Origin of the sequence: Actinoallomurus oryzae, assembly GCF_039541955.1 — a bacterium.
In the GTDB taxonomy this organism is placed as follows: Bacteria; Actinomycetota; Actinomycetes; order Streptosporangiales; family Streptosporangiaceae; genus Actinoallomurus; species Actinoallomurus oryzae.
The window spans coordinates 349,926-371,973 of record NZ_BAABHF010000015.1; the positions used below are offsets into that span (position 1 = coordinate 349,926).

Annotated in this window: 10 protein-coding genes; 4 read left to right on the top strand and 6 right to left on the bottom strand. The window is 70.7% G+C overall.

Annotated features, from left to right (window positions below):
* Positions 1-15: 15 nt before the first annotated feature.
* The 3 genes from ABEA10_RS10575 to ABEA10_RS10585 form a co-directional block, all read right to left on the bottom strand.
* Positions 16-1,587: an FAD-binding oxidoreductase gene (locus ABEA10_RS10575; RefSeq protein WP_345460928.1), complete on the bottom strand. Its 1,572-nt coding sequence runs from the start codon at positions 1,585-1,587 to the stop codon at positions 16-18.
* Positions 1,588-1,667: 80 nt separating this feature from the next.
* Positions 1,668-5,096, bottom strand: coding sequence for a hypothetical protein (locus tag ABEA10_RS10580; protein ID WP_345460931.1), 3,429 nt, complete (start codon positions 5,094-5,096; stop codon positions 1,668-1,670).
* Between the two features lie 153 nt (positions 5,097-5,249).
* Positions 5,250-6,719, bottom strand: coding sequence for an ABC transporter substrate-binding protein (locus ABEA10_RS10585; RefSeq protein WP_345460934.1), 1,470 nt, complete (start codon positions 6,717-6,719; stop codon positions 5,250-5,252).
* A 422-nt stretch (positions 6,720-7,141) separates the two neighbouring features.
* Between ABEA10_RS10585 and ABEA10_RS10590 the strand changes: the two genes are divergently transcribed.
* The 3 genes from ABEA10_RS10590 to ABEA10_RS10600 are packed head-to-tail and all read left to right on the top strand — an operon-like array spanning position 7,142 to position 14,516.
* Complete coding sequence (locus tag ABEA10_RS10590) at positions 7,142-9,616, top strand: pectinesterase family protein (protein WP_345460937.1); 2,475 nt, start codon at positions 7,142-7,144, stop codon at positions 9,614-9,616.
* Positions 9,617-9,620: 4 nt separating this feature from the next.
* On the top strand, positions 9,621-10,838 hold the full coding sequence (locus tag ABEA10_RS10595; RefSeq protein ID WP_345460940.1) for a hypothetical protein: 1,218 nt from the start codon (positions 9,621-9,623) through the stop codon (positions 10,836-10,838).
* Between the two features lie 30 nt (positions 10,839-10,868).
* On the top strand, positions 10,869-14,516 hold the full coding sequence (locus tag ABEA10_RS10600; protein WP_345460943.1) for a glycosyl hydrolase: 3,648 nt from the start codon (positions 10,869-10,871) through the stop codon (positions 14,514-14,516).
* Between the two features lie 68 nt (positions 14,517-14,584).
* On the opposite strand, the gene ABEA10_RS10605 is transcribed toward ABEA10_RS10600, so the two are convergent.
* From ABEA10_RS10605 to ABEA10_RS10615, 3 genes are all read right to left on the bottom strand, one after another.
* The gene (locus ABEA10_RS10605) at positions 14,585-14,935 is read right to left on the bottom strand and encodes a hypothetical protein (protein WP_345460946.1); all 351 of its coding nucleotides are present in this window, start codon (positions 14,933-14,935) and stop codon (positions 14,585-14,587) included.
* 166 nt (positions 14,936-15,101) lie between these two features.
* Positions 15,102-18,962: a glycoside hydrolase family 2 TIM barrel-domain containing protein gene (locus ABEA10_RS10610; protein WP_345460949.1), complete on the bottom strand. Its 3,861-nt coding sequence runs from the start codon at positions 18,960-18,962 to the stop codon at positions 15,102-15,104.
* Positions 18,963-19,140: 178 nt separating this feature from the next.
* Positions 19,141-20,199 carry a LacI family DNA-binding transcriptional regulator gene (locus tag ABEA10_RS10615; RefSeq protein WP_345460952.1) on the bottom strand — a complete coding sequence of 353 codons (1,059 nt, stop codon included), beginning with the start codon at positions 20,197-20,199 and terminating at the stop codon, positions 19,141-19,143.
* Positions 20,200-20,549: 350 nt separating this feature from the next.
* Between ABEA10_RS10615 and ABEA10_RS10620 the strand changes: the two genes are divergently transcribed.
* Positions 20,550-21,974, top strand: a complete 1,425-nt coding sequence (locus ABEA10_RS10620; protein WP_345460955.1) for a glycoside hydrolase family 28 protein — start codon at positions 20,550-20,552, stop codon at positions 21,972-21,974.
* Positions 21,975-22,048: the final 74 nt, after the last annotated feature.

The window sequence follows — 22,048 nt, forward strand, 5'->3', positions numbered from 1 at the left end:
TCGGCAGGTACTTCGTCAGGCGGACGCGCCGACCGTCTGGGGAGAGCGGAAGAGACGGTCGGGGTCGTATCGGTTCTTCACCGTGAGCAGTCGTGGGTAGTTGTCGCCGAAGTAGGCCTGTTTCCAGTTCGTGAGCCCGGCGTCGGCGTAGTTCTGATACGCCTGTCCGCTCGCGTACGGTTTCATCGCCGTGTGGAACGCGCGCAGCCAGGCCTGCTGCGCCCGGGTCGCGGCGCTCGGCGCCGTCGTATCCCACGTCGTGGTGAACTGCCCGTTGAAGAGGCCGTCACGGTGGACGAACGCCGTGGCGTCCGCGCGTACTCGGTTCACGGCGCCGCCCAGCGCGTCGAAGGCGATCCCGCCCTGGCCACCGCCTGCCAGGCCGCCGCGTGCCCGGACCGCGGACAGGATCGCGTCGATGCCCGCCGCCGTTATCGGGCGGGTGAAAATGTGCGAGGCCGCATACTCGGGTTCGCGGGTCTCCCTGCCTGTGGACGTCTGCCCGGGAAGGCCGCCCGGCAGATGGCACTGGTCTGCGGTGAGCGTCGTGCAACCGGCCTCGATCATCATCGCGTGCCCGTACGTGGTCGGCTCGATCACCTGGGAGGAGGGCTCCGCGCCGATGCGGGACTTCAAGGTCTCGATCAGCCGTTCGGCGTCCTCCAGGGCGCCGAGGTAGGTGCCCCCGACCTGGACCGTGGGGCTGGACTGACGTTGGCCGTCCAGAACGTGCAGATTCGACCAGAGCTCGTCCGGCGCGAACGGCGCCCAACGCTGCCATGCGTCGATCACCGACTTGGCCACCGACCACGGCCAGTTGATGAAGAAAACGACGATGTCGGAGGTGGAATGCGTGGCAAAGGTGAAATCGGTCGCGATGCCGAAAGTGGCCCCGCCACCTCCGCGGCAGGCCCAGAACAGGTCGGAGTTGTTCCGGTCGTCACAGGTGAGCCGCCGCCCGTCCGCCGTCACCAGTTCGATCGCGCGGAGCCGGTCGGAGAGGATCCCGTATTTGCGGGCGACCACGCCGACGCCGCCGCCGAGGGTCAGGCCGGAGATGCCGACGGTCGGGCACGAGCCCGCCGGTATCGCGACGCCCTGGGCGGCGAGCCGGTCGTAGACGTCGACCAGCCGCGCCCCGGCACCGATCCGCGCGGTGCCCGATGAGGTGTCGGCCCGGATCGACGACATCGGGCTCACGTCGATGACCAGGCCCTCGACGAGCGAGGCACCGGTGTAGCTGTGCCCTCCGCACCGCGGCGCCACCGGCAGGCCATGACGCCGGACGAAATTCACGCACTCCGCGACGTCGTGCGGATTCTCGCAATAGGCGATTCCCGACGGCCGGATCGTGTCGAAGCGTGGATTGAAGTTTTTGCGTGCGGCCGCGTAAGCGGTGTCATCCGGCCGGATGAGCCGGCCCTGCAGAGATTCCTTGAGCGCCGACCAGTCCGCGTTCTTCGGCGTGGAGGACGCCCGGCGTGGACCCGGTGACGTCGCACTCGTGCCGGTGGGCTTGCACGCGCCCCCGACGGCCGTCGTGAGCGCCGTGAGCCCTGCGGCGCGTATGAACTCTCTCCGCCTCATGTGCATAGCTGTGTAGATGCGGCCGAGACCGGAGGGGTTCGTACGTCACGGGTTTATCGCCGAGAACCCTGTTTGTCGCGCTATTCGGTGCTCGTGTGGACCCGGCGGGCGAGGTAGGCGACGTCCGGGTGGGGGTGGACGCGGAGGTGGCGCAACAGCCCGCGCCAGGGCGCCGACCATCCGGCGCGGGGTCCGCAGGCACGGGTGAGCGCCACGGCGGCGACTCCGGCGGCGAGGTCGTCGCGTTCGGCTGCGGCGGTCGCGTGGGGGAGCACGTCGGCGGGGTCCGGCACGTCGGCGTGCGGGAATCTCCCGACCCCGTACCGGGTGGACGTCCCCGCGAAGGGGCCGCCGTCGCCGAGTCGCCGCGCCAGCGCCCCGGCGACCTCGGCGATCGCGAAGGCGGAGCCGATCGGCCGGTCGAGCAACGCGGCCAGGGTTCCCGGCCGGTCCCAGCGCAGAGTGGAGGCGGCGAGCAGTGCGCCCAGTGGTTCGGGCAGCACCTCGTCCACCGCCGCGAGGACCGGATCGGCGTGGTCGCGGTCGGCTCGCGCCGCCCGGGCGAGTGCGTGGACGGCGGCGTCGAGGCGCTGCGCGGCGGGCAGGTCGCGTTCCGGTTCGGCGTCGGCGGGCTCATCGACGGCGGCGAGTGCCGCGACCGCGTCCCGCAGCTCCGCCCGCGCGTCGGTGTCCCGCAGCTCCGCCCGCGCGTCGGCATCGCGCGGCGCCGTCCCCCCGTCACCGCTCATCGCGCAGGTGACGAGACCGTCGAGGGCGATCCGCCAGGTGACGGTCTCGGTGAGGTCCCGGAACTGCGCGGCGAGAGTGCCGGCGGCCTCCGGCGACCAGGACGCCCAGGAGGGCAGCCGGCCGAGCGCCTCGCCCCGTACGGTCGGGTCGGCGGAGCGTGCGGCGTCCACCATCAGACCGGCGTACCGCGCGCGGTGGCGCGGCTCGACGGTGAGCGGCGCGGCTCCGAGGACCTGCCGGGCCAGGTCCCGGGGACCCCCGACCGCCTCGGCCAGGATGCGCTCGCTGCCCGGCAGGTCGAGGAGCCGCCGGGCGGCCGAGACGATGGTCGTACGGACGTCGCGGTGCTGTCCCTCCTGGTCCCAGGCCCGCGCGAGGATGGTCCCGGCGTCGGGTGCCCGATGGTGGGCGATCAGCCGAACGGCCTCCTTACGGGCGGTGATCTTTCCGTCCGCGAGGACGGGGGCGAGCGCCGCCGGCAGCACGCTCGGCGGGGTGAACCTGGCCGCCCGCGTGGCGGCGTAGACGGCGACGTGCGCGTCATCGCCGGTGGCGTGACCGAGCAGCTCGCCGAGCACGGATCGCGGGTCCGCGGTCCAGGCGGCGGCGGTCAGCGCCGCCCGCCGGACGAGGGGTTCCTTCGCGCGCAGGTAGCCGCGCAGCTCCTCGGCCGAGGCGGACGGCACGTCACCGATCAGCCGCACCGCCCGGGCGCGTTCGCTCTCGGGCACGGAGCGGTCGGTGGCGGCCCGGTGCAGCAGTCGCAGGTAGGCCGCTCGCTGCGCGGCGGTCCACCGCCGCGGCCACGGACGCCGGACGTACGGGACGAAGATGATCGAGTGGCGCCAGAACCGGCCGCCCGGGACGGCGCCGGACAGCGCGCTCTGGAGGAGGTCCGTCCGCTCCGTCGCGAGGACGTGGAACACCGCGGGCAGCACCACCGATGAACGGTCCACCCCGATGACGTGCTCGACGCGTTCGGCCCGGGTACGCGGCGGACGGAGCCAGTACCCGATCGCCCGGTTGATCACGCTGTCGCGCTTGGCGTGCAGGGCCCGCTCCAGGGCCGCCTGCAACTCGGGCACGTCGTGGCCTCGGCGGCCGAGCGCCTCCGCCAGGACGAAGGTGAGCCGGAACTCGTCCCTCGCGGTGTCGCGCTCCAGCCAGGGCGCGAGGCTGCGCACCAGTTCGTACTCGTCACCGCGGCGCAGGCAGTCGTCGAGACGGCCGACGAGGACACCGCTGCCACGGTCGGCGAGCGTGCCGATCGCATCGACCGCGAAGGCCGTCAGGTCACGGTCGCCGCGGGAGGCTCCCTGCCGGAAGGCCAGCGTGACGAGCCGGGAGAGCGCGTGCACGGTCGAGTGGGACAGGTCACGTGCGCCGAGGGCGTCCTCGATGAACCGGCCGAGCACGGGGGCGTGCCCGGCCCGCAACAGGCCCGGCGGCACTTCGGTGAGCGCCCGCAACGCCCTCTGCCGCACCGGGTCCTGCTCGTTGCGCAGCCTTGCCAGCGACGCGAGCGCGTCGCCGAAGATCTCCGGGTCGCGGCTGCGTCCCGCACAGCCGATGAGCAGCTCGTAGCCGCGTCCCCGCTCATCGGCGTCGGCCCGCCGCGTGACCTCGCGCAGCGTCTCGGCGGCCTGTTCGTAGTGCAGGAAGGCGGTGACCTCGAGCGTCCGCCACGGGTCGTCGGCGACCTTGCGCAACCCCAGCATCCGGCGGGCCTCGCGGCCACGCCGGGCCAGCGGCAGCACGTCGAGCACCGCGGGAGCGAGCTCCCGGGCGGAGAGGTCGACCCCGTCCATGGCCGCGTCGAAGACCGGCTCCCTGCGGGCGGGCGGGAACGTCTTGAGCAGCAGGACCAGCGCGGTGTCGTCCTCCCGCACGGCCTTCAGCAGCTCGGCAAGCCGAGGTTCGGGCAACAGCCGGACCAGCCGTTCGCGCACGCTTCTGGTCCGGAGCAGCCGGCCCAGCGACGGGTGGACCTCCGGGCGCAGCAACAGGTCGCACATCCGCTCGGGAGCGGCGGCGATCAGCAGGGCAAGCTTGGGCACGAGCGCGCTCCCCGGCCCGATCGGCTCCCAGTGCCGCTCCAGCAGGTCGATCACCCGCAGCGGAAAGTGATCCACGGTCTCGGCCAGGCCCGCGCCACGCGAGATCCACCAGGCCCGGCGGAGCTGCCTGGGGAGCTCGGCGAGCTCCCGTTCGGCCTGGTCGAGCACTGACCGAGGATGAACATGGCCCAGCATGCTCCAGTTGGCGGCGGCGTAGGCGAGCTCCGGCAGCAGGCGGTCCACCGACGCGGCACCGCAGGCGGGCAGCAACGCCGCGGCCTCCCGGTCTCCCCACCGCTCGCGGACCGGCCCGATCAGGCCATCGGCGAGGTCCGTACGACGGTAACGGCGCACGGCCCGGTACAGCAGCGCGCGCGACTCCGCCGGAGCGTCCCCGGCGAACGCGGTCAACGCCGCCGCGTCGGCGGCACCGAGCCGGACGACCAGGCCGATCGCCGCGGCCGTGACGTCGGCGTCGGCGTCGGCGTCTCCGGCCGCGGCGGCGATGTACTCCAGCGAAGCCGTGTCACGCGCGGCCGCCGCGATGAGCAGGCCCACCGCGCGCTCATAGGCGCCGCGTTCGCCCAGCTCGCCGAGCAGGCGAGCCCGCTCGGCGGGGCCCACCGGGAGCGTGGCGAGACGTGCGCACCGCGCCCCATAGGTCATCGGCTCGATCTCGGCCAGCAGCTCGTCCGCATGCATGATCCAAGATCCTGCCGGACGATCGCCCGGCGATACGACCGTTTTTTGCCGCTGTCGTAGGCGCCGGATCGTCCCGCGACATGCCGGTGACCGCGGTGCCCTGTCTCTCTTGGGCGGGCCGCGGCCACCGGAGTGATACGGATCTGGACGGTGTTACCAGTCCAGACCGGCGTCGGTCTGGGCCTTGATGTAGGCGGGGATGTCCTCCTTCTCCGCGACGGACAGGGCCGAACTCACGTCCATGCCGTCCGTCAGCACGTGCTGACGGAACACCTTGTACATCGGGATGTCCCAGTACTTGGTGTTCTGGTAGTTCTTCAGCACCGCGTTCGAGCCCCAGTACACGCCGGACGTGTCGACCTTGGAAAGCTCCGGAATGGCCTTACCGAAGCTGTCCTCGACCGCCGGGGTCTGCAGAACTCCCTTGATGGCGTGGCTCGACAACTCGGTCTGCCCCTGCTCGGACACCAGCCACTTCACGATGTTGAACGCGTCCTGCTGGTGGCTGGACTGCGGCGGGATGAAGGCCGCGGTCTGGTTGGGCTGGTACGTCGCCTTCGAGCCCTTCTTGAGCACCGGAATCGAGGTCACGCCGACGTCGATGGACTTCCGCAACTCGTCGTACTCCGGCGCGTCGTCCGGCTTGATGAACACGTTGCTGCCGGCGTAGGTGGGCAGTCTGCTCAGCGTGTCCACGGCCATCGCCAGATGGCCCGGACGGCTCATGTCTCCCTTGAGGAAGTCGTCGACCGTGGTGAATCCGTTGTGCGGGATCGTGAGGAACCGGTCGAGGTTGTCGCCGAGCTCTTCCCACCCCGGTGTGGTGAGGTCCACCTTCGCGTCCTCGGGCTTCGGCGTCCAGCTGTCGGTCGGCACGAACGGGTACAGCCCCGACTGGTTGTACTGCAGGTAGGTGTCCGGGTGCTGCATGTACCCCTTGTACGCGTCGGTCCCCACCTGCCGGGTCAGCTTCTTGGCCAGCCTGTAGACCTGGTCGTAGGTCATCCCGGACTTCGGGTACTTCACCCCGAACTTGTCGAAGATCTTCTTGTTGTAGTAGAGGACGTAGTCGTTCTCGAAGACGGGAACGCCGTACATCTTGCCGGCGGACCGCGACTTCACCTGCTCGACCGCGCCCTGGTTGAGCTTGCTGAGGTCCAGTCCGCCCTGCTGGATCATGGGCGTCATGTCCTGAACCCAGCCGCGCGGTTTGAGGTCCCGGGCGATGCGCTGGTACGGGTTGTCGAGGATGATGTCGGGCACGACCCCGGCCGCCTGAAGATCCTCGTAGCGCACCGGATAATCCCAGGTGGCGTACTTTATCTTGAGGTTCGGAAAGGCCTGCCGCAGCTTGTTGCCGATGACCGTGTCGAAGACCGCTCCGGCCTGGCGCTGATCGTCGACCGACGCCTCGAACGGCTTGTAGTTGGCCGCGAAGATGAAGATCTCGTCCTTCTTCACGCAGAAGGGCTTGTTGTAGCGGTTGGGGACGTTGACACCGTCGGTGCAGTCATCCGCCGCTGTGCCCGCCTTCTGGCCGGCGACCGCCGCTTGCGGCGCCCAGCCGAGCAGCAGGACCGCGATCGCCGAGGCGAGCAGTCGTCGTGCGAACTTGCCTTTCACGTTCGTCACTCCTCCATGGATCGGGGGATCTGAGGCCGTCCCCGGTACGCCGTGCTGCGGGTCTCGCCGGGGTCGGCCGTCACGGGGCTGAATCGAGCAGGGGTGGGGTCGTGGAGCCGGTCGATCACCGCCGTCGGATCGTCATCGCCTGCCGCCGCCGTCCTGGGCGGAGGAAAAGGTTTTCCCAACGTGTGTAACCCGTTCATCCGGCTCTCGTCAATCGTTTGAACGGATGGCCGATCCCGGCCACGGCCGACAGAGCGCCTCGACGCGGGACACGGACGCGACTCCCATAGCGCCGCGAAGATCCGGCGTCAAGGTCTTGACGCCTCCGCGTTGCCCCGCGACCGTTGCTCGGGAAAAGGATTTCCTGCCGCCCCCGCCCTGGTAAGGCCGGGTCGGCGTGTGCGAGGGAGGCCGTCGTGCGACTCGTCTTGCGGTTCCTGATGGTCGTGAGTCTGTGCGCGACGGCGCTCGCGGTCGTGCCCGGCGGACCAAGGGCCTTCGCGGCATCGAGCCCGGCGACGTTCGGGCCGAATGACCCGCGGATCGAGTTCGAGGGCCGCTGGGCGAAGGACGACGACCTGGCGATCACCGTGAACTCCGGCTCGTCGTTGCGGTTCCGGTTCACCGGCGACACGCTGGCCGCGCGCTTCCAGACCGCGGGGATCACCGTGCCGTCGCAGGTCTACGTCTCCGTCGACCGCGGCGAGCCGTCGCTGGTGAAGGTCGACAGCGACCGGATCCCGCTGGCCGAGGGCCTCGATCCGGCGACGACGCACACCGCGGAGATCGTCGTCAAGGACGTCGACGAGTACGAGAACCGCTGGATCATGCCGCTGCAGTCCGGCATCGTGCTGTCGAAGATCGAGCTCGCGCCCGGGGCGACGCTGGTGTCGCTGCCGCGCACTGCGCAGCACCGGCTGGAGTTCTACGGCGACTCGGTCACCGAGGGCGTGATGGCGCTGTGCCCGACGCTCGGAGTCGACTGCGCCGACGGCACGAAGGACTACGCCTACCTGGTCGGCAAGGCCTTCGACGCCGACACCGACCAGGTCGGCTTCGGCAAGCAGGGCGTCATCCAGCCCGGCCACGGGAACGTCGGTACCGCTTCGGAGTCCTTCGGCTGGTACCTGTCGGGCTACCCGGCGGCGCCGTCCGACCCCGGCGCCGTGGTCGTCAACTTCGGCGCCAACGACGCGCCCTATCCGGCCGAGCAGTTCGTGCCGCGCTACCGGGCGTACCTGCGGCAGGTCCGGGCGGCGAACCCGCACGCGCTGATCCTCGCGATGCGGCCCTTCGACGGCACCCACGCCTCCGACATCGCCGGCGTCGTCGGGGCGCTGCACGACCGGCACACCGTGTACGTCGACACCACCGGCTGGCTGGGCGCGGGCGACTACAACGGCGGTACGCATCCGAACGTCCAGGGGCACCGCAAGGCCGCCGACCGACTCATCGCGGTGATGGAACGGCTGACCGGCTGGCGCGCGGCCCGGCCCGGCGACGACGCGGACCCCCGGCCCGCTCCGGACGGCGTTCAGCGGGCGACCTGCACCGACGGTCCGCTGCGGCTGACCTTCGCCGGGCCGGCCGAGCTCGGCGTGCGCGGCCGGCTCCAGGTGCACCGGGCCGACGGCACGGTGGTCGACACCATCGACCTCGCGGACCCGGCGACCTACCAGCGCACCGTCGGCGGCGCCCGCTCCGACTTCGGCGAGACGCATCGGTGGGCGTACCAGCCGGTGGTCGTCGAGGGGCGTACGGCCACGGTCTACCCGCACGCGAAGCTGCCGCCCGGCCAGGTCTACTACGTCACCGTCGACCCCGGTTTCTTCGTCGGCAACGCCGGTATCGCCTCCCGTACGGCCTGGACGTTCCATACCCGGCACGACCCGAAGCCCGGCACCGCCCGGCTGACCGTCGACGGTCGCGGCGGCGCCGACTTCTGCACCGTGCAGGGCGCGGTCGACTTCGTGGCGGAGGGCAATGACCGGCCGGTACGGATCGACGTCGCGCCGGGCTTCTACCGCGAGATGGTGTACGTGCCGCAGACGAAGCCGCACATCACCATCCGCGGCGCCGGCGCCGGACGCACCACGGTCGGCTATCCGAACAACAACCTGCTGAACGGCGACTACGCGATGGCCAACGTGCCGGTCGAGCAGGCGTACTGCCCGCGCCGGGTGCTGGCCGACCCGGACCGGTTCAACTGCTGGCGGGCCGCGATGGGGGTCGACGCCGACGACTTCGCGATGTCCGACCTCACCGTGCGGAACCTGACCCCGTACCACGGCTCGCAGGCGGAGGCGTTCCGCGGCAACGGCGACCGGATCGTGCTCGCCCGGGTGCGGATCCTCGGCTACCAGGACAGCCTGCGGCTGCAGGGGAAGGCGTTCGTGACCGGCAGCTACGTCGAGGGCGACGTCGACTTCGTCTGGGGCACCGGCGGAGTGTTCATGCGGGACTCGGAGCTGAAGGCGCTGCACGCGGGCTACTACAACCAGGTCCGCAACACCGACACCGGACCCGGCAACGTGTTCGTGAACGTGCGGCTGACCCGCGGGCCGGACGTGCCGGACGACAGCGTCTACCTCGGCCGGATCGAGCTGAGCCGGTTCCCGACCAGTCAGGTGGTGTTCATCGACTCCGCGATGGGCGCGCACGTGAAGCGGACCGGCTGGCAGATCACCAGCCCGAACGACTGCGCGGCCGCCGGGCAACTGCGGTTCTGGGAGTACCACAGCACCGACCTGGCCAGGAAGCCGCTCGACACGAGCTCCCGGCTCGCGTGCTCGCGGCAGCTCACCGGCGACGAGGCGACCCGGCTGCGCGACCCGGCCTACGTCCTGGGCTGGAACCCGAAGCACGCGCTCCAGACCCTCCGAGAAAGGTGAACCGATGACCTCCGTGAACCGCAGAGCGATGCTGGGCACGCTCGGCGCCGCCGCCGCGTCCGCCTCCGTCGGCTGGACGCTCCCGGCCGCCGCCGGCACCGGGGGCGGCGACCGGCCGAACCCGGCGGCGCGCCCGGTGGCTCCGGTCAACGCCGAGGTGGCGGCCGCGCACAGCGCCGCGTACAAGACGCTGCCGCAGGTGGTGGTCGGCGTCGACGTCGAGGAACTGATGACGATCCACACCGCGGCCGACGTCGAGGCGATGCGGCCCCGGCTCGTCGCCCAGGTCTGGAAGTCCACCGGCGTGCTGCCGACCGGCCGGCCCGAGGTCCAGCGCGGCGTGGGCACTCCGGCGGAGCTGCCGGCGTTCGAGGGCGTACGGCGGTACGACCGGCTCACCGTCCGGATGCCGTTCGGGCTGTACTCGACGGTGTTCGTGCTCGAGCCGCGCCGCCGGACGCACAGGCGGGTCGCCTTCTACCACAACGGCCACGGAGAGCCGCTGGACGTCATGCAGCGCACCGCTCAGGGGCTGCTCGACCACGGCTACGTCGTGCTGCTGTTCGCGATGCCGTTCTACCACTGGAACCCGACGACGCTGCAGGACCCGAACGACCCGACGGTGATCCAGAAGCCGTCCCACAACGACCTGGGCCTGTGGGAGTCGGCGAAGTTCTCGCCGCTGGCGTTCTTCCTGGAGCCGCTCGCGGTGGCGATGAACCACGTGCAGGCGGTGTACCGGCCGTCGTCGGTGCAGATGGTCGGGCTGTCCGGCGGCGGATGGGCGACCACGGTCTATCCGGCGCTGGACCCCCGGATCACCCGCTCGTACCCGACGGCCGGTTCCCTGCCGTTCTTCGTCCGCCCCGGATCGCCGAAGCCGAGCCCGACCCGCGGCGACTGGGAGCAGCGTCAGGACATGCAGCCCGGCTTCTACGGCGTCGCCGACTTCCCCGACATCTACGCTCTCGGCTCGGTCGGGCCGCACCGCCGGCAGATGCAGATCCTCAACCGCTTCGACGAGTGCTGCTTCAACGGCGTCGGGCACCGCAGCTACGAGGCCGCCGTACGGCAGCGGATCGCCGTGATCGGCGGCGGCGACGGCGCCGGTGGCCACTGGGAGCTGCTGGAGGACGCCACCCACGGCGAACACCAGATCAGCCCGTTCGCGCTGTCGGTCATCCTCTGGGACCTCGACACCAACTGCGCCCACCTTCCCTAGACCAACGGCCGCGGCGATAGGAGACGACATATGCGTGGACGGACAGCGAGACGGAGAGCGAACCTGAGCCTCCGCGCGTTCGTCACGGCGGCCCTGCTGGGAGGCCTGGCGGCGCCATCGGCGCTCGCCGGGGCCTCCCCGGGCGCGCCGGACCGAGGCGGGTCGGCGCGGGCGGGCGATCCCGCGCCCGCGCTGACCGCCGGTACCTTCGCCGATCCGCCGACCGCGGTGCGCCCGAAGTACCGGTGGTGGCTCCCGGGGGCCGACACCAGTGACGACGAGCTACGCCGGGAGATCGGCCAGATCGCCCGGGCCGGCGGCGGTGGCGTCGAGGTCACCGCGTTCCCGGTGCCGGGTGCCACCACCGATCCGGTCTTCGGCAGCGACAGCTACCTCGACGAGAACGGCTTCGGCTCGCCGAAGTGGCAGCACAAGCTCAAGGTGATCGCCGACGCCGCTCGCAAGGACGGCGTGATCCTGGACATGGCCCTCGGTCCGTCCTGGCCGGTGGTCGTGCCTTCGGTGCACAACTTCAACCAGCCCTCCGCACAGCAGCAGCTGATCTACGGCGCCGAGTTCACCGCGGCCGGCGGTACCCGCGACGGGGCGCTCCCGCCGACGACCACGAACCCGCCGACCGTGGACACCCTCGCCTGTGCGGCGATGCCGTCCGGTGCGACGGACGTTCAGCTCTCGAACATCGCCGGCCTGGCCGCCGGAGACCGGATCACGCTCGGTTCGGGCGCGGACGCCGACACCGTCACGATCAAACGGGTCGGCACCTCGGCGGGCTGCACGACCGTGGCGACGGACACCGCCGCCGGTGCGACCGCCGTATCGGTCACGGACGTGCCGGACGGCCTGCGGACCGGCGACAAGATCGTCTTCGGCTCCGGCGCGGACCAGGACGTCGCCACCGTCACCGGCCTCGGCACGCAGAGCATGAAGTCGACCCTGTACGCGGCGGCCGCCGCGGGCGCCACCAGCGTGATGGTCGCCAACGACATGAACCTCGATCCGGGGGGCACGGTCGTGATCGGCTTCGGATCCGGCCAGGAGACGCGAAAGCTCACCAAGGTCGCGTCCAGCGGCAGCGGAAAGCCCGGCACGCTGACGTTCGACACCCCGCTCGAACGCGCTCACGCCCGCGGTGCCGCGACGGCGACTCCCGGCAGCGGCATCACGGTCAAGCCCGCGCCGGCCCACCCGCATCCGGCCGGGGAACTGGTCCGGCGGGACGGGATCAGCGCGACTCCGACCGTGGTGACCCCGGCCCCCCATGCGCATTCCGCGGGCGCGGAGGCCATGGACACGGCGAAGTCCTCCCTCGTGGCGGTGGTGGCCGTCCAGTGCAGCGCCGACTGCGTCCCCGGGGGTACCGGCCCGCAGAAGCTCGACCGCGCGTCAGCGCGCGACGTGACGAAACTGGTCGACGCCGGCGGCAGGTTCCACTACACGTTCCCCGCCGGCAACGGTCACCCCTGGGTCCTGATGGACTTCTACCAGACCGCCGACGGGCGGCTGCAGTCGACGACGGCCGCCAAGTCACCCGACTACGCCCTCGACCACCTGAGCGCGTCCGGCGCCGAGGCCACCGGCGACTTCTGGGACCGGTCGGTTCTGGGCGGCCCGGATGGCCCGCGGACCTCCGGAGGCGCCTTCTTCGAGGACTCCCTCGAACTCGGCTACAACGAGACCTGGACCTCCGACTTCGCTCAGCGGTTCCAGAAGCTGCGGGGCTACTCCCTGACGACGTTCCTGCCGGCGCTGGCCGGCTACGCGATCCACCGCAAGGGCGTGTACCCGGCCGCCTTCGACTTCTCCGACGGCAGCGGTGACAAGGCGCGCTGGGACTACGCGCAGACCTGGAGCGACCTGTACTCCGACCGGTACCTGCCCGCCCTGCAACAGTGGACGGAGAGCCACGGCATGACGCTGCGAGCGCAGCCGTACGGCGACCCGATCGACGCGGCGCACGCCGCGGAGCACATCGGCATCCCCGAGGGGGAGGGGCTGGAGTTCTCCGGGCACAACGCGGACCAGCAGTTCAAGGTGATCGCCTCCGGGGCGTACATGGGCGGGGCGCCCGTGGTCTCCAGCGAGTGCTGCGCGATCTCCGGCAAGGTGTGGGGGACGACCGTCGCGGAGAACCTCTCCACCGAGCTCTACGACGGTCTGGCCGGGGGCGACAACCAGATCGTCTGGCACGGGTTCCCGTACCTGGAGTCGCCGGCCGGCTCCGGCGAGCAGACGCGGTGGCCGGGGTTCAGCTACGGCGGGAACACCAGCTTCGCGGAGGCATGGGGCCCGCGGATGCCGCAGTGGTCGGAAATGAAGGCGGTCAACGACCACCTCGCCCGGCTGTCGCTCGTGCTGCGGCAGGGCACGCCGCAGTTCGACGTGGGCGTCTACTACCAGAACCTCGGCCTGTCCGGGCAGGCGAACGACCGGCCTGAAACGGTCATCCCGAACACGTCCGCGATGGCGACCGCCGGATACACCTACGGCTACATCAGCCCGGAGTTCCTCAAGGAGCCCGCGGCCGAGTACACCGGCGGGCAGCTGTTCCCGGGCAGGTCCGGTTACCGGGCGCTGCTGCTCAACAACCAGCAGACCTACCGGCGCGACGCCGCGGACAAGATCCTCGACCTCGCGCGGAAGGGCCTGCCGATCGTCATCGTCGGCTCGGACCGGCCGCCAGCCGTCACCACCCCCGGCTACGGCCCCGGCGACGAGGCAGCGGTGCGCAAGGACATCGCGACCCTGTACTCCTACATCGGCGACGGACGGCACCACGTCGCGCGGGCCGCGACGCAGGACGACGTCCCCGCGGCGCTGACCTCTCTCGGCGTGACCGCGGCGGCCGCGCATGTCGGCACCCCGTCCGGCCGGATCGTGGACGTGCGCCGCCACACCGCCGACGCCGACTACTACTTCCTCTACAACGACTCCGACACCGCCGCCGACCAGACCGTACGGCTGACCGGCGACGGCACGGCGTACCGCCTCGACACCTGGAGCGGGCAGGTCACCCGGCTCGCCGAGCGCGCCACCCGCTCGCACGCGGTGACGCTGCCGGTGCGGCTCGCCGCGCATGACGCGACCGTCATCGCGGTGGCCCGCGGGAGCCGGTTCGGCGGCGCGGCCGCAGCGGCCCGTGCGCCCGGCGGAACGGCCGCCGTCCAGGGGCTGACGAACTGGGAGCTGACCGTCGACAGCTGGACGCCGGGTGCGTCCGGCCGCCCCGACGACACGGCGCACACCCGGATCGGGCCGGTCGCGGTCACCGCCGACTCCGCCGGAAACCTGCCCGCCTGGACGCACATCACCAAGTCGGCGGGGTACCCGGTGGACCTGGCCGACGTGGCGGGAGTGGGTACCTACACCACCCACGTACGGCTCGCGAACAAGGGGCAGGACGTGCACCTCGATCTCGGTGCCGTCGTGGACACGTCCCGGATCTCCGTCAACGGCCACGCGCTACCGCCCCAGGACCATCTCGACCTCAGCCGGATCGACATCGGCCGCTACCTGCGGCCGGGCGACAACACGATCACGGTGCGGGTCGCCACCCCACTGATCAACGCGGTACGCGTCGCCCCGGGGACCGGCGCGGCCGGCCGGAAGCGTACGGACAACGGTCTCATCGGACCGGTGAGGTTGACCACCACGACGTGACCGAGTCCGGGCCGAGCCCGTGCGGACGGGGCGCCGACGGCGCGGTCCTGTCCGCGCGGGCTTCGAGCCTAGGGATACAGGTAGATCGAGTTGATCGGCGTCAGGTTCTCCTCGTACATCTTTCCGGCGGGAATGGTGGGACCGGTGCAGTCCGTGCCGTTGTACCCGTAGCACAGCGTTACCTTGGCGCCGCCCGTCTGGCTGTTCTTGATGCGGTGGAGGCCATACATATAAGACAGGTTGTGGGAACCGTACGTGTAATACTTGGACACGAAGGTGTAGTCGTACTCATAGATGCACACGTACCCGGACGGGCAGGCCTTGTATTGAATGCCGCTCGCCTCGGCGTTCTCGGCCGCCAGGCCGGTGGTGGCGACCGCCGCGGTCGCCGCCGCCGTGAGCATGGTGACAAGTTTCATGCGCCTCTCCTCTGATCTCGCCGGCGTGGAGTTTCGCGAGGAGAATAGGAGTCGGCGGTATATCGTCGGTATGCATCCGCGCCACGGCCCGCCACAGGCGGATAATTGGACCTTAGTGTTCATCGCCCATGAAAAGGGCCGCGCTCATACGCGATCCGAGAAGTCGCTACGACCCCTCGTAGAGCGCGCGGATCCGGCTTTCGGGCAGCGCACGCCCGTAGACGCGGAAGTCGTCCACGGCGCCGGGCAGGTAAGGGTCGCCCTCGACCTGCGACCGGCCGATGTAGTTGCGCGTGGTATCGCCCAGGTACATCGGGACGAGGTCCATGGCGGGGTCGGCGTCGACCTGGACACCGTCCACGTACAGCCGGCCGCCGCCGTTGGCGCCGGACAGGGTGACCGCCAGGTGCTTCCATTCGCCGGTCGGCAACGGCGGTGCGTGCAGGCGCTGCTCGGCGCCCGAGCCGTTCATCGTGATGGCGAACATCAGCATGTTGTCGGTGAGCTCCGGAGGACGCAGCTTGGTGCCCTGGGTCAGGAACATGTAGGTGACCCGGTCGAAGCCGAAGTCGAAGACCCGCAGCCACCGTGGCGAGGACGTCAGCTTGACCCAGCAGGCGACGGTGGCCTCGCGCGCCCCGGCCAGGACCCCCTGCGGTAGCCGGATATGGCCACCGCCGGAGTCCGTGCCGCCGAGCTGTACGGCGTTGCCGATCCGGCCGGCGCCCCAGGTGGCATCGCCGACGAGCGTCGCCGTCATGTCCCGGTCACGCCGGCCGCTCGAATCGCTCGCGGTCCGCCCGGCGGTCTCGTCGAACTTGTACCAGGCGACCGTCTCCGGCGGCTCGGGGCCGCTGGCCACGACAACGTCCGCCGGCTCGCTCCAGACCTGGAGCCGCCGGTGAGCCGCCTGGTCGGCGTAGTCGGCCTCGGCCTTCAGGGAGAACTTGCCGAAGTTGCCGGCCGGCGGCGTGACGGTCCAGGTGGTCTTGACGGTCTTGCCGGGGGCGACCCGGCCGAAGCGATCCGGCGTGCGTGCCTTGACCGTCCACCCGCGCGGCACGTCGAGCGTGAGGCGGACGTCGCGGGTGGGAGACCCCTTGGCGTCGTTCGAGAACCTGGCGGTGATCTGCGCGGACTTGTTGAGGCCGACCTCGCCGACGTCGTCGACCGCCAGTTGCGCCGTCTTGCGCTCGAAGGAGAACCAGACCGCTCGCCGGTAGTCTCCCGCCCCCGAGTTCGGCTGCCCCGAAGGCCCGGTCTGGGGCGGCTCATGGTTCTTGTCGCCGATGGGGGCGATGCCGTCGAGGAACGAGATGTTCCCGCCCGGGAAGACCGCCGTCGCGTGGCCGGGATTGGGCCCGAACAGGGGCGTGTACAGGCGGAGGAACATGTCCTCCTCCGCGACCATCGTGATGTCGCCCTCGCGGGCGTTCAGCACCGCCCAGCACGTCGCGGCGTGGTAGCCCTTGAACTCCGGGTACTTCCAGTGATCGGCTCTCCAGAGGTCGGCGCCGGTCGAAGTGTCGTTGTACTTCTTGTACCAGGTGTCGGTGACCGGGCCCTGCATCCGGTTCTTCCAAACGCGGTACGGCCCCTTCCCGAGCCATCTGACGGCGCCCACCTGGTTCTCGGGATAGTCGAATGAGACACCCGAGAAGTCCCGGTCATCGGTCACGCGGTACCGGTACTCCATCCGCAGCCACCCGCTCGCCAGCATGCGCCAGGTGACGTACGACAGATCGCCGGCGAAGTCGGCCTGGACGACGTGAGCGGTGCCGTCCTGACGATGGGTGATGCCCGAGAGCGCCGGGTTCCCGGCGGTCGCCACGGGCCCGTTGGTGAGCGACAGGGCGGAGCCGTCCTTCCGGACCCCGGTCAGCAGGCCGGTGCGCTTGCTGATCGTGACCTCGGTTCCCGAGGCGGTCATGGTGATCGCGTCTGGCGTCTCCGTCGCCGTCACGGTGCCGGTGCCCGCCGACACGATGCGGTCCTTGAGGTCCGCGGCCCGGGTGGTCGGCCACACCCACGAGCACACCTCGCGGCCCGCGGGGTCGACCGCGGTCAGGGCCAGGGCGTCGGACCGCCTCACCGTCGGGGAGGGGAGACGGAGCGTCAGCGTCGCGCTCTCGCCCGGCCCGGCGTCACGTACGCCCTTCGCCGTGCCGCTCGCCACCACGGTGTGCCCGGTGGAGTCCTCGTACGGCCCGCGGAACCTGATCAGTTTCCAGCCGAACCGGCACTCGCCGAGGTTCGTGAAGTCGTACCTGTTGGTGAGCTCGATGTCGAAGACCGCCGGGTTGTGACCGGTGTCGGAGCCGCGCAGGGTGGCGAGGATCGGTGACCAGATCTCCCTGATCGCCGAGAAGCTGCCCTCCTTCTCGCGATAGGGCCCGACGACGCCGTCCGGGGCGCGGTCGGCCGCGACGTTGATCCGGCCGCCCTGGTCGGTACGGACGACGCCGCTGTCGAAGAGCGCCCAGATGAATCCTCCGCCGGAGTTCGGCCGGCTCGTCATGAGGTTCCAGTAGTCCGCCAGCCCGGCGCCGCCGCCTCCGTCGTACATGGAGTGGAGGAACTCCGTCGGCAGGTAGATCGAACCCGGCTCGTTCTCCAGGTAGCCCTGCGTGTCCGCGTACGACGGGTAGTGGGTGCTCCTGATGCCGTTGAAGGATTCGCTCGACGGGTGCAGCACCGTCCGCCGCTGCGGATCGTAGGTCGCGAAGTCGCCGTCCACGGCGGTGTTCCAGCCGCCCTCGTTGCCGTTGTCCCAGAAGATCACGCACGGATGGTTGACGTCCCGGACGACCATCTCTTCGACGATCCGTTTCGCGCTCGGCGTGTCGTACGGGTTGTGCCAGCCGGGCAGTTCGTTGAGCACGTACAGGCCGAGCTCGTCGGCGTAGTCGTAGAAGTTCTGGTCCTGCGGGTAGTGCGACAGCCGGACGGCGTTGATGTTCATCTCCTTCATCAGGAGAATGTCGTCGCGGTTGATCGTCGGGCTGGTCGTGCGGCCGGAGTCCGGCCATTCGGCGTGCCGGGTGATGCCCTTGAGCATGATCCGCTTGCCGTTGAGGAAGATGCCCTTGCCCGGGCGCACTTCGACGGTGCGGAAGCCGAACCGCTCGGTGACCAGGTGCAGCACCTCCTCGCCCTTGGTCAGCGTCACTTCCAGCCGGTAGAGGTTCGGGGTCTCCGCGGTCCACAGTCGCGGGCCGTCCACCCGGGTGGAGAGCGTCGCCTGGTCCGCGCCGGCGCGCAGGTCCGCCGAGAAGGCGCGACCGACCTTCTTCCCGTCCATGGACCTGACCTGCGCCCGGAGACCGTCGGCCTCGGCGACGGCGCCCAGGAAGACGTCGACGGACAGCGACCCGTCGGCCTGCGCGTCGACGGCCACCCGGTCGATGAACTCGGCGGGGTGCGCCAGCAGGTAGACCGGCCGGTAGATGCCGCCGAAGATCCAGTAGTCGCCCCTGCGCTCCGCGCCGTTGATCGAGGCGTTGGCGGACTCCTTGTCGACGGTCACCTTCAGCCGGTTCTGGCCACCGAAGGTGAGCACGTCGGTGACGTCGTACGTGAAGCGGACGAAGCCGCCCTGGTGCACCGGCCCGACGGCCGACCCGTTGATCCACACGCGGGTGTCCGTCATGCTGCCCTCGAAGACGATGAACACCTTCCTGCCGCGCCAGGCCGCGGGGGGCGTGAACGTGTGCTCGTACACGCCCTGCTCGTTCGGCTGGTCCGGGTGGTCGTCGACGAAGTCCCCGTAGTCGTAGGTCCCGTAGCCCTGGGGTTCCCAGTTCGACGGCACGGGAACGGTGGTCCATCTGCCGGAGTTCCGCCCGCTGGTCAGCATGAAACGCCAGTCGACCACGTGGTCCTTGTCCGTGCCCGACAGGTAGGCGACCTCGGATCTCGTCGCCGACGCGCCGCCGGCGGCGGCGGCCGACGCCCGTCCCTGCGCGGCCAGCGGCGTCGCCGCGACGCCGAGCGCCCCGAGCTTGAGTACCGTCCTCCGGCTGAACATCTGCCGTCCTCTCCGGGTGGCCCGCCGGCATCCCGGCCGTGCGTGGGAAAAGGTTTTCCTCAAATTAGGCCCGAGACGAACGCACGGTCAACAGTCATCCGGCACCGTCTCGGCGCGGCGGCGCGTCCGCTCGCACGCCCCGGCCGGGGCCGTCGTGCGGCGGAGGCGTGCCGGTCCGTCAGGCCTTCGCGGTCTTCGGCAGCGGGGTGGTGGCGGTCGCCGGCGGGGCCGTCGAGTCGCGGGTGATCAGCTCGGGGATCGCCGTGACGACCCGGCCGGACTCGCCGCCGCCCACGTCGCCGCTCGCGGCGAACAGCTCCCAGGCCCGGCGGCCCAGGTCCTGCTTGCTCACCTTCACCGTGGTGAGGCGGGGGCGCAACAGCTCGCTCAGCGCGATGTCGTCGAAGCCGGTGAGCGAGACGTCACCGGGCACCGAGACCCCGAGCTCGTCGAACCGGGCGAGCACGCCGAGAGCGACGTAGTCGCTGAACGCCATCACGGCGGTCGCCCTGGTGGCGAGGGCGGCGTCGGCGGCGCGGCGCCCGTCGGCGCTGCTGGAGCCGCACGGCACCTGGAGCACCTCGAAGTCCGGGCCGGACGCCGCGCGCAGTGCCCGCTGCCTGGCCCGCTCCGACCACGCCCGCGCCGGGCCCCGAAGGTAGGCGATCCGGCGGTGGCCGAGCTCCCGCAGATGCCGGCAGATCGCGGCCATGCCCGCCTCGAAGTCCACCACGACCGCGGGCACCTGGCCGCCGCGGCCCACGCGGTTCACACAGACGAGGTGAGGCACGGCCTGCGCGAGTTTCGCCAGCTCCCGCTGGGGCATCCGTGGCGAGCACAGCACCACGCCGTCCGCCCATCGGGACAGCTCGAGTGCCGCGTCGTGCTCGGCGCCCCCCTTCTCGCCGGTGTCCGCGACCAGGGTGCGGAAATCCGACTCCTCCGCGGCGTTCGTCACCCCCTTGAGCACCTCGGCGAAGTACGGGTTGCCGACGTCCGGAACGACGACGCCGACCGCGTGGGTGGCGCCACGCAGCAGTCCTTGCGCCGCCGGATTCGGCCGGTACCCGAGCCGGTTCACCGCGGCGCGCACCCGTTGTTCGAGGTCGGCCGAGACCGGCTTGGTGCCGGTCAGGACTCGTGAGACGGTTGCCGGCGATACGGCGGCCTCCCGCGCGACATCGATGATGGTCGCTCGGGGCGGCCGCGCCCCCGCGTCGGTTCGCACCCTGTCCATGGCGGCATTGGACCACACGGCGGGCTCGCCTTGCGCATGCGGTCGGTCATCGGAAGAAGCGGGTTGACGGCTACGGCCCTCCATGTGATTTTCTGAGGAAAAGGTTTTCCGGCGGAGGCACCGGCTCATGAACCCCCGAAGAACGACCCTGCGACGGTGGTCGGCGACAGCGCCGGCCGCCGCTGCCACCGGTGTCCCGGACACCGTCCGCGCACGCCGCGCGCTCCGGCGCGGGTCCGGCGGCGACCGGATGGCGGGCCACGGCCCGTCCGCTCGGGCCGAGCTTTCCGCGGCATCGAACGTGACCATCCGATGATCTTGACCGTCAACCTGCGTCTCAGGAGGACACGATGACCGAAAACTGGCCACGACGCCGGTTCATTGGGATGGGCGGGGCGATACTGGGCGGTGGGCTGCTGGCCGCGACGGTCGGCGGGCCCGCCTTCGCCCAGCAGAGTCCCTGGAAGACCGCTGACGCGATCCGTCGCCGGGTGCGCGCGCCGAAGTTCCCGCACCATGAGTTCCGGATCACCGACTTCGGCGCGAAGGGCGACGGCGTCACCGACTGCAGCCGGGCGTTCCAGGCGGCGATCGCCGCCTGCGCCCGCCGCGGCGGCGGGCACGTGATCGTGCCTCCCGGCCGGTACCTGACCGGGCCGATCCACCTGAAGAGCTTCATCGACCTCCACGTGAGCGCGGGCGCCACGATCCTGTTCAGCACGGATCCCGCGAAGTACCCCCCGGTCTTCACCCGCTGGCAGGGCATCGAGTGCTACAACTACTCGCCCTTCATCTACGCGTACGGCGCCCGCAACATCGCGATCACGGGCGAGGGCACGCTCGACGGGCAGGCCGGCAACAACGCCTGGTGGCCCTGGACGGGCAACACGCGCTACGGCTGGACGGAGGGCATCCCGACGCAGGGCGACGACTGGGACGCGCTGCAGGACATGGCCGACCGCGGCGTCCCGGTGCGCGAGCGCGTCTTCGGGCCCGGCCACTACCTCCGCCCGAACATGGTCCAGCCGTACCGCTGCCGCGACGTGCTCATCGAGGGTGTCACCATCGTCAATTCACCGATGTGGGAGATCCACCCGGTGCTCTCGCAGCGGGTGCTCGTACGGAACGTCACGGTCTCCAGCCACGGGCCCAACAACGACGGCTGCGACCCCGAGTCGTGCACCGACGTGGTCATCACCGGCAGCACGTTCGACACCGGCGACGACTGCATCGCCATCAAGTCCGGGCGTAACGCCGACGGCCGCCGGGTCAACGTGCCCAGCCGGAACATCCTGGTCGAGGACTGCGAGATGCGCGACGGCCACGGCGGCGTCACGATGGGCAGTGAGGAGACCGGTGGCATCAGCGGGGTCTTCGCCCAGAACCTGCGGATGACCAGCCCGAACCTCGGATACGGCCTCCGGCTCAAGACCAACTCCGTACGCGGCGGCTACATCCACGACGTCCACATGCGCGACGTCGAGGTGACCCAGATCGCGGACGCCGCGATACAGATCGACTTCTACTACGACGAGGGCCCCGGCCACCCGTACAACCCGTCGGTGAGCGGCATCAACGTCGAGAACCTGCACGTCGGCACCACCAACAAGGTGTTCGAGATGCGGGGATACCCCGACGACCCGATCCGGGACATCACCCTCACCCACTGCACGTTCGACAAGCGGACCGGCACGGACATCGTGGAGGACGTCGAAGGGCTCGTCCTCAAGGACGTCACCGTCAACGGCGAACCGCTGGAGGAAGCGGTCCGCTGACCCACCGCCCGGCACCGGCCTCGCCGGTGCCGGGCCGCGTCATCTCATCGCCGGCGGTCGATCGCGACCGAGGG